This window comes from Burkholderia sp. Tr-20390 (assembly GCF_017104595.1).
Taxonomy (GTDB): domain Bacteria; phylum Pseudomonadota; class Gammaproteobacteria; order Burkholderiales; family Burkholderiaceae; genus Burkholderia.
Genome location: NZ_JAAGPC010000215.1, coordinates 1 through 12921 on the forward strand (window position 1 = coordinate 1; position 12921 = coordinate 12921).

The window sequence follows — 12921 nt, forward strand, 5'->3', positions numbered from 1 at the left end:
TCGTCGCGCCCGTCGAGCCGTGCGGCGCCGAACGCGTGCAGCAGCGCGCGGCGCATCGTGCGCGGCGGGGTCGCGGCCAGCACGTCGAGCGCGTCGTCGCCGAGGGTGCCCGGGAAGCGCCGCCCCCACGCATGCGACGTGCGGATCTCGTCGTAGATCGTCTGCGCGATCCGGCGCGCGCCGGCCGCGTCGGGCGGCTCGATCTCGTACACGTTCATCCGGTTGAGCAGCGGCTCCGGGATCGCGTGCGCCTCGTTCGCGGTCGCGATCCAGATCACGTTGCCCGCATCGATCGGCACTTCCGCGAATTCGTCGATGAATGCGCGCGCGGTGTCGTGCTCGAGCAACGCATACAGCGCGCCGAGCGGATCGTATTGCGCATCGCTGCCGGCCTTGTCGATCTCGTCGACCGCGATCACCGGGTTCGCGTAGCTGCCGTTCACCAGTGCATCGAACACCTTGCCGGGCTTCGCGTTCTTCCATTGCGACGACGCACCCGACAGGATCCAGCCGGCCGTCAGCGAACTCATCGGCACGTAGTGGTACGCGGTGCCGAGCAGTTGCGCGAGCGCCTTCGCGAAGTGCGTCTTGCCGATGCCCGGGGGCCCGAGCAGCAGGATCGGCATCAGTTCGAGCCGGTCCTCCGTTTCGAGGCACAGCGCGACCTGCTTGCGCACGTCTTCGAGCGGCTCGGCGAAATTGGGCAATGCCTCGCCGAGCGCGTCGAACGACGGCATCCGGTTCGGCTTCACGCAGAAGCGCAGATTGCCCGTCTTGAGCATCCTCTCGTAGGTGGCGCGCAGTGCGTCGCTCGCGCTCTCGTTCAGGTCACTCAGCGCCGTCTCGACCTGCTCGAGGTCGTACACCGTGCTGAAGGATGCCACCGCCAGTTCCTGTTTCACCATCGCCGTCGTCATACCAACCTCGCTCCCGCTTGCCGTTACACGATCATCAGACCCTTACGATTTCAGTGTAGCGATCCCGCATCCCCGCGCAAGCAAGCAGCCGCGCGCGTCTGCTGCTAACACCCGCGCGCGCTGCACGCCGGCGCGCCGCGGCGTATGATCGTCGATTCACCCACCCGCCGCACCGGCCCGTCCGACCGCGCCCGCGCGGCGCGTCGGCCCCCGCCCCAAAGGTATGCCGATGTCCGTCCCCCCTGCTTTTCCGCGCGTCGATGCCGATGCGATCAACGCCGTCGACGCGGCGCTCACGTCGCGCCGTGCGGTTCGCGCGTTCCTGCCGACGCCGGTGCCGCGCGACACGCTCGAGGCGATCCTCGAAGCCGCGAGCCGTGCGCCGTCGGGCACCAACATCCAGCCGTGGCACGTGTACGTCGCGACGGGCGCCACGCGCGATGCGCTCGCCGCCGCGCTCACCGCGGCCCACGACGATCCCGCGCGCGACGAGAAATACGTCGCCGAGTACGACTACTACCCGCGCGAATGGGTGTCGCCGTATATCGACCGACGCCGCAAGGTCGGCTGGGACCTGTACGGCCTGTTGAACATCGGCCGCGACGAGAAGGCGCGCATGCATGCGCAACACGCCCGCAACTTCCGTTTCTTCGATGCGCCGGTCGCATTGTTCTTCACGCTCGACCGCGTGATGACCTACGGCGCCTGGCTCGACTGCGGGATGTTCCTGCAGGGCGTGATGACGGCCGCACGCGCACGCGGGCTCGATACCTGCCCGCAGGCCGCGTTCGTGCCGTTTCACCGGATCGTCACCGAACACCTCGGCATTCCCGCCAACGAACAGCTGGTGTGCGGGATGTCGCTCGGCCATGCGGACCCCGACGCGATCGAGAACCGCCTCGTCACCGAGCGCGCGCCGGTCGCCGAGTTCACGCGCTTTTTCGCTTGAAAACGCATGACGCGGCCCTACCTTTCGAACAGGCATGCATCGTGCGGCGAACCTGCCGCGACGCATCCTGTCACATCGCGATCGAAATCGATCGGGCGTAAGATGTGCGTCCGTTCCCCGCTATTCCGCGTTTCCGGAGACGTTTCATGCTGAAACACGGCCTGGCCGTCCTGCTCGCGAGCATCGCGCTCGCCGCCCATGCGCAGAGCCCCGCACCAGCCTCCGTCGCGTGGGAGATCCAGGTCGTACGCGACGGTCAGACCATCGACACGTTCCAGCAGCGCACCACCGTGGGTCAGACCCGTACCGATACCCATCGCTATCCGTCCGCCGTGCCGGTCGGCTGCGGCAATGCCGCGCGCGTCGTGCCGACCGAGCGCTCGCGCGCGGTGACGGTCGCACCGCTCACCGTCGATGCCGGCGCGAACACGGTGTCGCTCGCGCTCGACGTGCAGGAAACGATCGACGACGAAGGCGCGAAGCCGGCCGATCCGTGCGTGCCCGCGTCGCCGCGGCAAATCGTCGCGAGCCACCCCGGCCTGACGGTCGGCGCCGACGCGTGGACCGACTGGACGCTCGTCGAGCAACATCCGCACCTCGTGTACCGCGTGCGTGCGCACGTCGCGAAGGATTGAGCGTCATGTCCGCCGACGCCCTGTCCCTGCCGTTCGCCGAACCGCACGCCGCACCCGACGAACTCACCGCGGTGAGCTGGAACCTGCACAAGGGCCGCTCGCCGCTCGGCTTCACCGCGTGGAACGCGATGCGCAACTGGATGCAATCGACGCACGCCGACGTGTATTTCCTGCAGGAAGCAATGGCGCGCCGCATGCCGCGCCCCGTGCTCGCGCCCGGCTTCGGCGCACCGATGGACGACGCGGTCGACGACGTCTGGCACTGCCAGGCCACCGAGATCGCGCATGCGCTCGACTGGCAGATCGCGCTCGGGCCGAACGTGTTCAAGCCGTCGTGGCGGCATGGCAATGCGATCCTGTCACCGCATCCGCTCGACCTCGGCGGCCGCTGGGACATCTCCGCGCACCGTTTCGAGCGGCGCGGCCTGCTGGTCGCGCGCGCGACGCTCGCGGGCGCCCGCCCGGTCACGCTGCTGTGCGCGCACCTCGCGCTCACGCGCGCGGCACGGCTGCGCCAGATGCACTGGATTGCGCACTGGATCGTGCGCAACGCAGGCGACGGCCCGCTGATGCTCGCCGGCGACTTCAACGACTGGCGCAACGATTCGGTCGCGCTGTTCGGCGAGATCGGGCTGTCCGAGGTCGCGACGCTGCTCGGCGAATCGGGCCGCACGTTCCCCGCGTTCTCGCCGGCGCTCGCGCTCGACAAGATGTTCGTGCGCGGGCTGACGCCGCTCGAATGGCGCGCGCCGTCCGGCGAGGCCGCGTGGCTGTCGGACCACCTGCCGTACATCGCGCGCCTGCGCCTCGATCCGCAATAGGCCTCCCCACCTCGGCCCGATCTCAGCCGGATTGCGCGGCGTGCGCTACATTAACGCCTTGCCCCTTCCGCTCCGCCCCGCCGCCGGGCTGCGCCGCCATGACCTACCTGCCGATCCTGCTGCAAATCGCCGTCGTCTATCTCGTCGCGGCGATCACCCCCGGCCCGAATTTCTTCATGATTTCGCAACTGTCGCTCGCGGGCCGGCGCAGCCTCGGCGCCGCGTCGGCGCTCGGCGTCGGCACCGCGTCGATCGCCTGGGCGACGCTCGCGATGCTCGGCCTCGCGGCCGTGCTGCACCAGGTCGAATGGCTGTATGAGGCAATCCGGATCGGCGGCGCCGTCTACCTCGTGTATTTCGGCTTCAAGCTGCTGCGCGCGGGCGTGCGCCGCGATACGACGCCGGCCGACGCGCCCGACGAATGCGCGCCGCTGGCCGCGCCGCACGCGCGCGACTACCTGCGTGCGTATCGCAGCGGCCTGTTCACCTGCCTGACGAACCCGAAATCGTGCGCATTCTGGACCAGCGTGTTCGCGGCGATGCTGCCCGCGCACGTGCCGCTGTGGTTCAACGGCGCGGTGCTGGTGACGATCGGCGTGCTGTCGGCCGGCTGGTATTCGTGCGTCGCGTACCTGTTCGCGAGCCCGCGCGCGCAGCGCGGCTACCGGCGCGTGCGGCGCCCGCTCGACGCGCTGTGCGGCGTGGCGCTCGTCGGCCTCGGTGCAAAACTCGCGGCCGAGCGCTAAGAAACTGAAAGGTGATTGAAATAATTCGTTGCGCCAAATCCGCGCGGCCACGGGGGTCAAGCCCGCGATCTGCGTCAACAGGGTAAAATAACGAGTTCCTCAATCGTCTGTCATCGAGAAGGCGCGTGTCCGACGCGCCGGCCGGCCGATCCGTGATCGGGCCGTCGCACTCGGTTTTTTGCCCGTTTTTGGGCCCGTTACTCGCGTTCGCTACGCGCGTCCGTTTTCAAAGCCATGAGCAAATACGACACCGCCACCGTCCAATCCGTCCATCACTGGACCGACACGCTGTTCAGCTTCACCTGCACCCGTGAGGCGAGCCTGCGCTTCAACAACGGCGAATTCACGATGGTCGGCCTCGAGGTCGACGGCAAGCCGCTCGCGCGCGCCTACTCGATCGTCAGCCCGAACTACGAAGAGCATCTCGAATTCTTCAGCATCAAGGTGCAAAACGGCCCGCTGACGTCGCGCCTGCAGCACCTGAAGGTGGGCGACACGGTGCTGATCGGCAAGAAGCCGACGGGCACGCTGGTCGCCGACAACCTGCTGCCGGGCAAGACGCTGTGGATGCTGTCGACGGGCACGGGCCTCGCGCCGTTCATGTCGATCATCCGCGACCCGGACATCTACGACCGCTTCGACAAGGTGATCCTGACGCACACGTGCCGCCTGAAGGGCGAGCTCGCGTACATGGACTACATCAAGCACGACCTGCCGGGCCACGAGTACCTGGGCGACATCATCAAGGAAAAGCTCGTCTACTACCCGACGGTCACGCGCGAAGCGTTCGACAACGAAGGCCGGATCACCGACCTGATCGCAACGGGCAAGCTGTTCACGGATCTCGACGTCCCGCCGTTCTCGCCGGAAAACGACCGCGTGATGCTGTGCGGCAGCACCGCGATGCTGAAGGACACGACCGAGCTGCTGAAGCAGGCCGGCCTCGTCGAAGGCAAGAACAGCGCGCCGGGCCACTACGTGATCGAGCGCGCGTTCGTGGATTGATCGATCCCCCAATTTTTGCGCGGCATCAAGGACCGGAGCGAAAGCTCCGGTTTTTTTTCGTCCCTACTTGGCGAATTCGTAACAAATTGGGATCATCCCATCTCAAATAGTTACATTTGGATACGTCACGGTCCGGCGCTCGGGTGTCAGTGTTTTTCCTACAACACCTTCATTCCGATTATTCACATTTACCCTTAAATGTCCGCCTGACATGACCTTTTCGGAAATTTTGAGATATTATTCGCCGCGCGCGGTTGCCGTTCGGATGAGAGTGGAAGGGTCGGATGCAAGTGTTACAAGACGTAACTTTTGTTACCTCGGCAGGGGGCGATTCTCTGGCGGCGACCGTCATCGAAACGGCAGCCGATCCACGCAGCCAGCCGGTGTCTGAACCGCTTTCTGACAGCAGGGAGAGTCATGGATACGTCGCTTAACGCGCCTTTGGGCGCCCACGCCCCGTTCCCGTCGCAACAGCTCGTGCCGGGCTGCGTCGCGACTCCGCCCATTGCCGACGTGGCGCCGAAACGTGGCGCCTCCGCCGCGCGGATCGCAGCGCTGTCTGCCCAGTTGCTCGCCGCCGACGAAGCGGCCCGCCGCCACCTGGCCGGCGAGCTGCACGACGGGCTCGGTGCCGAACTCACCGCTGCGCGTTTCGCGCTCGCAAACGTTCAAACGTGGCTGCCGGCCGATGCGCCGGAGGGTTGCCTGCGCGCGCTGGCGCTGGCGCAGCAGGCGCTCGACGCCGCGACCGACGCAAATCGTCGGCTGATCGACGAGCGCGACACGCCGGCGCTCGACGCGGGCCTGGTCGGCGCGCTGTCGTCGTGGGCCGACACCCATGCGGCCCGCACGGGCCTGCGCACCAGCTTCGTCTGTGCGGCCGACGCGCGCCTGACGCAGCTCGCCGGGGCCAGCGCGCTCACGGTGTTCCGCGTCGCGCAGGAAGCGTTGTCGAACGTCGCGAAGCACGCACGCGCGACGTCGGTCGACGTGCGCATCACCACCGACGGCACGCACCTGTCACTGATTGTCTCCGACGATGGGACCGGTTTCTCGCGGAACCGCCGCACCGGCTACGGTCTGGCCGGCATGCGCGCCCGCTGCGAGGCGTTCGGCGGCAGCTTCGAGACGGCCACGCCGGCCACCGGCCACGGCACGCGCGTCACCGCGCGCTTCGCTTGGGATTCGCTGCTCGCGGTGCCCGTCGTGGCCCGCCGCGCGTCGCTTTCGTGAGGTCGTCATGAGCCTGAACATCCTGCTGGTGGACGATCACGCGATCGTCCGGCAAGGGATCCGCCAGTTGCTGATCGACCGTGGCGTCGCGCGCGACGTCACCGAGGCCGAAACCGGCGGCGACGCGATGGCCGCCGTCGACAAACAGGAATTCGACGTGATCCTGCTCGACATCTCGCTGCCGGACACGAACGGCATCGAGGTGCTCAAGCGCCTCAAGCGCAAGCTGTCGCGCACGCCGGTGCTGATGTTCTCGATGTATCGCGAGGATCAGTACGCGGTGCGCGCGCTGAAGGCCGGCGCGGCCGGCTACCTGTCGAAGACGGTCAACGCCGCGCAGATGATCGGCGCGATCCAGCAGGTCGCGGCCGGTCGCAAGTACGTGAGCCCCGCGATGGCCGAGGCGCTCGCCGAATACGTGTCGTTCGAGAACGAACCGCTGCCGCACGAGAAGCTGTCCGACCGCGAATACCAGACGCTCTGCATGCTCGCGTCGGGCAAGCGGCTCACCGACATCGCGAACACGCTGTCGCTGTCCGTGAAGACGGTGAGCGTGTACCGTTCGCGGCTGCTCGAGAAGATGCGGCTGTCGAACAACGCGGAACTCACGTTCTACGTGATGAGCAACCGGCTCGTCGACATGGCGCCCACGGCCGGCGCCTGATTCCCCCGCGTCACCCGATTCGTCCGGCCCAGCGACGCGGCACCTGCCGCGTCGCCGCCCGCTGTCGCCCGCCCGAAGCGCAAGCGCTTGTTTTATCGGACGATTTTGTGACTTACCGCTGCGCTGCAGCGGGTCTTGCGCGCCAAATCGGCTAAAATTACGGGTTTTCACTCAGTCAGCGCTACCGCGCCCGCGCGCGCTGGCGATTCATCCGCAATGTCTCTCTTCCGCAAGAAAAACGTCGATCGCATGATCGCCGGCGCGCATGCCGCCGGGCTCAAGAAAGCGCTCGGCGCGATCGACCTCACCTTCCTCGGCATCGGCGCGATCATCGGCACCGGCATCTTCGTGCTGACCGGTACCGGCGCCGTGCAGGCCGGCCCCGCACTGATGCTGTCGTTCGTGATCGCCGCGATCGCGTGCGGCCTCGCCGCGCTGTCGTACGCGGAGTTCGCGTCGACGATCCCCGTCGCCGGCTCGATCTACACGTATTCGTACGCCACGCTCGGCGAACTCGTCGCGTGGATCATCGGCTGGGACCTGATGCTCGAATACGGCCTCGCGTCGTCGGCCGTGTCGGTCGGCTGGTCGGGCTACCTGCAGTCGCTGCTGCAGGGCTTCGGGCTCACGCTGCCCACCGTGCTGACGGCCGCGCCCGGTGCGGTGCCGGGCGTCGTCACGTGGTTCAACCTGCCCGCGTTCCTCGTGATGATCGTGATCACGACGCTGCTGTCGATCGGCATCCGCGAGTCGACCCGCATCAACAACATCATGGTGTTCATCAAGGTGTCGGTCGTGCTGCTCGTGATCGCGGTCGGCGTGTTCCATGTGACGCCCGCGAACTGGAAGCCGTTCATGCCGCACGGCTGGAACGGCGTGTTCGGCGCGGCGGCGGTGATGTTCTTCGCGTTCATCGGCTTCGACGCGGTGTCGTCGGCGGCCGAGGAAGTGAAGAACCCGAAACGCGACCTGCCGATCGGCATCATCGCGTCGCTCGCGGTGTGCGCGGTGCTGTACGTGACGGTCGCCGCGGTCGCGACCGGCATCGTGCCGTCGGCCCAGTACGCGAACATCTCGCACCCGATCTCGTACGCGCTGCAGAAGGCCGGCGAGACGTGGGTCGCAGGCTTCATCGATCTCGGCGCCGTGCTCGGCATGCTGACCGTGATCCTCGTGATGAGCTACGGCCAGACGCGCGTGATCTTCGCGATGTCGCGCGACGGGTTGCTGCCGGCCGCGCTGTCGCGCGTGCACCCGCGCTACGCGACGCCGTTCCTGACGACCTGGCTCGTCGGCCTGTTCTTCGGCCTGATCGCCGCGCTCGTGCCGCTCAACGTGCTCGCCGAGCTGATCAACATCGGCACGCTCGCCGCGTTCTCGATGGTGTCGATCGCCGTGCTCGTGCTGCGCCGCACGCACCCCGACCTGCCGCGTGCGTTCCGCTGCCCCGGCGTGCCGGTGGTGCCGATCCTCGCGGTCGCGTCATGCCTGTTCCTGATGCTGAACCTGCAGCCCATCACGTGGGCCGCGTTCGGCATCTGGCTCGTGATCGGCCTCGCGATCTACTTCCTGTACTCGCGCCATCACTCGAAGCTCGCGCACGGTCACCACGACGCGCACTGAGCGCCGCCGTGCCGCTCGCGGCACGGTGCGCCCCCGCGGAGCCGGACGCCGGCTCCGCGCCCTCCCCGCCCTGCCTTCACCCGTCCCGCCGCCACGTTGCCTTTCCTGCAACGATCCTCGCGTCAATTCCCGTTTCCACTGGTTATTTTTCGAATGCCGATATATTCGATTCCGATCGGCATTTTTATCGATTAAAAATGTAATTCGACCGAATTGAATATGAATAGAAGAAAATAATCACGCGCCCGACATTGAACTCTTGCATTCGCCAACCTAGTATTCAGGTCGGCCGGTCGCATACCCGCCCCACCTAGACCAGACGGGGCATAGGCCGCAGCAGGAGCGCGGCGGGATGCCATCGATTTCATCGAAGCGCCTTTTTATAAAACACAACTTCATCGCGCATTCAAAAACGAATTTTCAGCATATTTTTAATTAAAAAATCACGGCCCGATAATCCGGTCGACGGTATTTTATTGCCTCCGTCCGGAGGCATGTCGCGGTACCTGTTCGAAGTTCAACAAGAACCAGAGAGGTCTGTCATGAGCAATACATTGGTCAACGTCACGGCGAAGGTCGAAATCAGCGCGGCCAACCAGACGATCGCGGGGCTCAAGGATTATCAAAGCAAGAACTGGGCGATCGGGCTGAACGGGGATACGCTGGCGCCGGACGGTTTCCTGACGTTCTTCACCGAGCGCAACCTGCCGTTCAGCTACTACGTCCGCGCGCGCGGTGTCTCGGTCGGCGAACCGAGCGCCTACCAGGCGAACATCGAGACGCTGACGCAGCACATCGCCGCGATTCGCGCGTCGGAGACGAATCAGGTTCAGGCGACCATCCGCGAGCTCGAGCTGTACAAGTCGCGGAACTGGGCGATCGGTCTGAACGGCACGACGTTGCAACCGGACAATTTCCTGCCGTTCTTCGGCACCCGCTCCGTGCCGTTCGAGTACTACGTGCGCAGCGGCGGCGTCGAGCTCGGCTCGCCGAACGCGTACGACAACAACATCCGCAACCTGACGCAGTACCTGGGCTCGCTCTGACGGAGCGACCCGCCGGGCGGATGCGTCCGTCCGGCGAGCTGCCGGCGGCCCGCCTCGGGCCGCCCTGCCCGCCTTCCTCGCTGCCGCGCTTCTCCCTTCCCCGTTTTGCGCGTTCCCCCGTCGCCTGCACGCTTGCCGCGGCCGGTTCATAATCGCGCCATCGAACGGCGGCCCGCATCGGCGGCGTCGCCCGGCAACAGGAAGAAGATGATGGAAAGCGTCGATCTCGATGTATTGAAATCCAGCGCGCGCTGGCTCGAAGAAGGGCGCCGCGTGCTGCTCGTGACGGTCGTGAAGACGTGGGGCTCGTCGCCCCGCCCCGAAGGCGCGATGCTCGCGGTGCGCGAGGACGGGCTCGTGGTCGGCTCCGTGTCCGGCGGGTGTATCGAGGACGACCTGATCGCCCGGGTGCACGCAAGCGGGATCGCGGCCGACGCGCGCCCGGAAGCGCTCAAGTACGGCGTGACGGCCGAGGAAGCACACCGCTTCGGTCTGCCGTGCGGCGGCACGATCCAGCTCGTGCTCGAGCCGCTCACGCGCGACAGCGGGATTGCCGCGCTGTGCGCGGAAGTCGAGGCCGGCCGCCTCGTCACGCGCACGATGACGCTCGCGACCGGCCGCGCATCGCTGTCGCCCGCGCAGGCGGCCGACGGGCTCGCGTTCGACGGCGAGCGGCTCGTGACGATCCACGGGCCGCGCTACCGGATGCTCGTGATCGGCGCCGGCCAGTTGTCGCGCTATCTGTGCCAGATCGCGGTCGGGCTCGACTACCAGGTGACGGTGTGCGATCCACGCGAGGAATACACGGATGCGTGGGACGTGCCGGGTACGCGCGTCGTGCACACGATGCCCGACGATACGGTGCTCGACATGAATCTCGATGCGCGTTCGGCGGTGATCGCGCTCACGCACGACCCGAAGCTCGACGATCTCGCGCTGATGGAGGCGCTGAAGACGCCCGCGTTCTACGTGGGCGCGCTCGGCTCGCGGCGCAACAATGCGGCACGGCGCGAGCGGCTGCGCGAATTCGACCTGAACGAAGCGGAACTGGCCCGGCTGCACGGGCCGGCCGGCATCTACATCGGCAGCCGGACGCCGCCGGAAATCGCGATCTCGATCCTCGCCGAGATCACCGCCGCGAAGAACAACGTGTCGCTGCCGACGATCCTGCAGGTCGAGGGCGCGAAGGCCGCACGCGAGATCGCGGCGAACAGCGGCGCGGCCTGCGGCCTCTGATCACTGGCGACGCTGGCGCGCGGTCGCGCCAGGCAGGCGTCCGCGACGGGCGAAGCGGACGAAACAGGCGAAAGCGCACGCGCCGGCGCCAGGCCGGCGCGTGCCGCCGATCAGGTCAGGCCGGCGGCCAGCGCCGCGGCGACCGAACCGACCACCAGCACGACGCCGACCGTGCGGCGCTTGTTCAGCTCGGTCCACAGCAGCACGCCGGTCAGCGACAGCAGGATCAGCGAGCCCGCGATCGTGTCCATCAGCAGCACCCAGCCGAGATTCATCCCGACGCCGCGATGCAGGTTGTTCAGCGTCGTCAGGAACGTGTTGCCCGTGCGTTTCACCGCGACGTAGCCGTTGCCGACCCAGTATTCGGCCTGCAGGTTCTGGTGCGGGCCGAACAGGCCCATCTGCCAGTGCTCCGGCTGCATCACGCGCTTGTCGCCCCACGCGACGGGCTGCGCCGGCTCCTTGCGCATGCGGCCCGGCTTGCCGTCGAAATGCAGTTCGTGCTGCAGCCACTTCGTCATCGCGGCGGGCGTCTTCGGCGCCGGATCCGGCAGCGCGATCTGCATCTCCTCGACCTGCGGCTCGCCGGTCGAAATCTTCAGCGGCGGCGCGCGGTGGTTGAGCAGCACGCCCGTCACGCCGAACAGCAGCCCGAGCACCGCGCCCCACAGCCCCACCCAGCCATGCACCTTGCGCAGCCACTTGATGAAGGTCGCGCGGCGCGAACGCTGGCGGCGCGCGGCCAGTTCGTCGTCGCTCAGCGGGCGGGCCGCCGGGTGCAGCACGGTGACGCCGGCGCGGGAAGTCCCCGTCTTGGGCGGATTGATCGTTTCGGGCGCGTTCACGCGAGAGATTCCATTCGTTCAAAACAACGGGCGGCGCGCAAAGCGTGCGCGCCGCCCGGGCAGCATGAAAATGAGAATGGATATCATTACACAAATCTATTGCGCGCTCAATCCGGCCGGATATGGAGCGGCAAGCCCGTCGAGCGAGGAAATACCGGCGAAGCGCGAGCGTTGCGGCACGATGCCGCCCGATAGGCGAAAAATACCGACAGAATGACCTTGCAAGGTCAAGGCGGCATTTCGTAAGAAATCGCGCGACGCAGCGCCGTTCAGCGCAGCGGCGGCAGCGGAAAGCGCGATGCGGCGGCGTCCGGCGCGGGTTCGGTACGGTCGAGCGAGTACAGCCACGCGAGCAGATCGGCGACCGCCTGGTAGAGCTGCGGCGGAATCCGGTCGTCGAGATCGACCTGCATCAGCAGCGACACCATTTCCGGCGCCGTATGCACGTACAGCCCGGCGTCATGCGCGCGCGCGACGATCATCTCGGCGAGCGCGCCGTAGCCCTTTGCGACCACGCGCGGCGCGGCATCGCCGCCCTTCGGATCGTAGACGAGCGCGGCCGCGCGCTTGCGGGACGTCATGCTCATGACAGCGCCTCGTCGTCGGTATCCGGCGCACGCGTCGCCGGGCCGCTGGCCGAAGTCGAGGCCGAACCGCGCGCATACGCGGCGGCCGCCGCCTGGGCCGCGAACAGGTCGAAGCCGTCCGGGCCGTCGTCGACCGCGCGGATCGACAGCCCGCCCACCTTGAGCCCCGACACTTCGAGCCGCTGCCGCAGCGCCGCCTCGTGCCGCGTGAGACGGTCGGCACCCGCCTGGTTCGCACGCAGCCGCGCGATGAGCTGCGTGCCGTTCAGCACCAGTTCCGCGTCGACCGTGCCGAGCGACGGCAACGTCAGCGTGAGGCGCGTGCGCCAGGCGATGCCGTCGCCCGTGTCGCCGTCACCGCGCGACGCACGGTTGCCCGGATCGTCGGGCTCGATCGTCCAGTCGAGCCGCGCGCCGGGCCACGCCTCGCCCGCCCAGCGGAACTGGTCGGTCGCGAGCGCGTCGAGCTGCTGCCTGACGAGCGGCACGGCGGCCGGATGCACGGTCGCGAGCGTCTGCGCCTGCGAATCGGACGACGCGGTGGCCAGCTCGGCCCGCGCGGGCGTCCAGCGCGCATCGGGCCGGTCGCCGAGCAGATCGACCGTATCGTGCGG

At 67.4% G+C, this 12921-nt stretch carries 15 protein-coding genes; 10 read left to right on the forward strand and 5 right to left on the reverse strand.

Features of this window, described 5'->3' with window-relative positions; translation table 11 throughout:
* On the reverse strand, nt 1-917 hold a 917-nt coding region (locus tag G3N98_RS34535), incomplete at its 3' end, for an AAA family ATPase (RefSeq protein ID WP_206150650.1).
* A 229-nt stretch (nt 918-1146) separates the two neighbouring features.
* On the opposite strand from G3N98_RS34535, the gene G3N98_RS34540 reads away from it, so the two are divergent.
* The 10 genes from G3N98_RS34540 to G3N98_RS34585 all read left to right on the forward strand — a co-directional run bounded on the left by G3N98_RS34540 (nt 1147) and on the right by G3N98_RS34585 (nt 10875).
* Nucleotides 1147-1866: a nitroreductase gene (locus tag G3N98_RS34540; RefSeq protein WP_206150651.1), complete on the forward strand. Its 720-nt coding sequence runs from the start codon at nt 1147-1149 to the stop codon at nt 1864-1866.
* 146 nt (nt 1867-2012) lie between these two features.
* Nucleotides 2013-2501 (forward strand): hypothetical protein, encoded by a 489-nt coding sequence (locus G3N98_RS34545; protein WP_089473708.1) that lies wholly within the window; start codon nt 2013-2015, stop codon nt 2499-2501.
* 5 nt (nt 2502-2506) lie between these two features.
* Entirely contained in the window at nt 2507-3322 is an 816-nt protein-coding gene (locus G3N98_RS34550) for an endonuclease/exonuclease/phosphatase family protein (protein ID WP_011353499.1), read from the forward strand.
* 98 nt (nt 3323-3420) lie between these two features.
* Complete coding sequence (locus G3N98_RS34555) at nt 3421-4068, forward strand: LysE family translocator (RefSeq protein ID WP_206150652.1); 648 nt, start codon at nt 3421-3423, stop codon at nt 4066-4068.
* 234 nt (nt 4069-4302) lie between these two features.
* Nucleotides 4303-5073 (forward strand): ferredoxin--NADP reductase, encoded by a 771-nt coding sequence (locus tag G3N98_RS34560; RefSeq protein ID WP_089426542.1) that lies wholly within the window; start codon nt 4303-4305, stop codon nt 5071-5073.
* 417 nt (nt 5074-5490) lie between these two features.
* A complete protein-coding gene (gene rqpS / locus G3N98_RS34565; RefSeq protein ID WP_206150653.1) occupies nt 5491-6306 on the forward strand; it encodes a quorum system sensor histidine kinase RqpS in 816 nt (271 codons plus the stop codon).
* A 7-nt stretch (nt 6307-6313) separates the two neighbouring features.
* Nucleotides 6314-6970, forward strand: coding sequence for a response regulator transcription factor RqpR (rqpR, locus tag G3N98_RS34570; protein WP_059232953.1), 657 nt, complete (start codon nt 6314-6316; stop codon nt 6968-6970).
* Nucleotides 6971-7186: 216 nt separating this feature from the next.
* The gene (locus G3N98_RS34575) at nt 7187-8593 is read left to right on the forward strand and encodes an amino acid permease (RefSeq protein WP_089426545.1); all 1407 of its coding nucleotides are present in this window, start codon (nt 7187-7189) and stop codon (nt 8591-8593) included.
* Nucleotides 8594-9135: 542 nt separating this feature from the next.
* Nucleotides 9136-9639, forward strand: coding sequence for a hypothetical protein (locus tag G3N98_RS34580; RefSeq protein ID WP_089426546.1), 504 nt, complete (start codon nt 9136-9138; stop codon nt 9637-9639).
* Between the two features lie 210 nt (nt 9640-9849).
* A complete protein-coding gene (locus G3N98_RS34585; RefSeq protein WP_039354764.1) occupies nt 9850-10875 on the forward strand; it encodes an XdhC family protein in 1026 nt (341 codons plus the stop codon).
* 110 nt (nt 10876-10985) lie between these two features.
* Here the strand turns inward: G3N98_RS34585 and G3N98_RS34590 are convergent, their stop codons facing one another.
* From G3N98_RS34590 to G3N98_RS34600, 4 genes are all read right to left on the reverse strand, one after another.
* The gene (locus G3N98_RS34590) at nt 10986-11720 is read right to left on the reverse strand and encodes a PepSY-associated TM helix domain-containing protein (RefSeq protein ID WP_085041894.1); all 735 of its coding nucleotides are present in this window, start codon (nt 11718-11720) and stop codon (nt 10986-10988) included.
* 96 nt (nt 11721-11816) lie between these two features.
* Entirely contained in the window at nt 11817-11951 is a 135-nt protein-coding gene (locus G3N98_RS40270) for a hypothetical protein (RefSeq protein ID WP_277396939.1), read from the reverse strand.
* A gap of 38 nt (nt 11952-11989) precedes the next feature.
* Entirely contained in the window at nt 11990-12307 is a 318-nt protein-coding gene (locus G3N98_RS34595; RefSeq protein WP_089431830.1) for an EscU/YscU/HrcU family type III secretion system export apparatus switch protein, read from the reverse strand.
* Nucleotides 12304-12921 (reverse strand): flagellar hook-length control protein FliK (locus G3N98_RS34600; RefSeq protein WP_206150654.1); only part of this gene is annotated, 618 nt, incomplete at its 5' end. The genes G3N98_RS34595 and G3N98_RS34600, both read right to left, overlap by 4 nt.

Bases quoted from the DNA above. Each gene is read 5' to 3' on its own strand.
- G3N98_RS34540 (WP_206150651.1), top strand. From the start codon at position 1,147: ATGTCCGTCCCCCCTGCTTTTCCGCGCGTCGATGCCGATGCGATCAAC.
- G3N98_RS34545 (WP_089473708.1), top strand. From the start codon at position 2,013: ATGCTGAAACACGGCCTGGCCGTCCTGCTCGCGAGCATCGCGCTCGCC.
- G3N98_RS34550 (WP_011353499.1), top strand. From the start codon at position 2,507: ATGTCCGCCGACGCCCTGTCCCTGCCGTTCGCCGAACCGCACGCCGCA.
- G3N98_RS34555 (WP_206150652.1), top strand. From the start codon at position 3,421: ATGACCTACCTGCCGATCCTGCTGCAAATCGCCGTCGTCTATCTCGTC.
- G3N98_RS34560 (WP_089426542.1), top strand. From the start codon at position 4,303: ATGAGCAAATACGACACCGCCACCGTCCAATCCGTCCATCACTGGACC.
- rqpS (WP_206150653.1), top strand. From the start codon at position 5,491: ATGGATACGTCGCTTAACGCGCCTTTGGGCGCCCACGCCCCGTTCCCG.
- rqpR (WP_059232953.1), top strand. From the start codon at position 6,314: ATGAGCCTGAACATCCTGCTGGTGGACGATCACGCGATCGTCCGGCAA.
- G3N98_RS34575 (WP_089426545.1), top strand. From the start codon at position 7,187: ATGTCTCTCTTCCGCAAGAAAAACGTCGATCGCATGATCGCCGGCGCG.
- G3N98_RS34580 (WP_089426546.1), top strand. From the start codon at position 9,136: ATGAGCAATACATTGGTCAACGTCACGGCGAAGGTCGAAATCAGCGCG.
- G3N98_RS34585 (WP_039354764.1), top strand. From the start codon at position 9,850: ATGGAAAGCGTCGATCTCGATGTATTGAAATCCAGCGCGCGCTGGCTC.
- G3N98_RS34595 (WP_089431830.1), bottom strand. From the start codon at position 12,307: ATGAGCATGACGTCCCGCAAGCGCGCGGCCGCGCTCGTCTACGATCCG.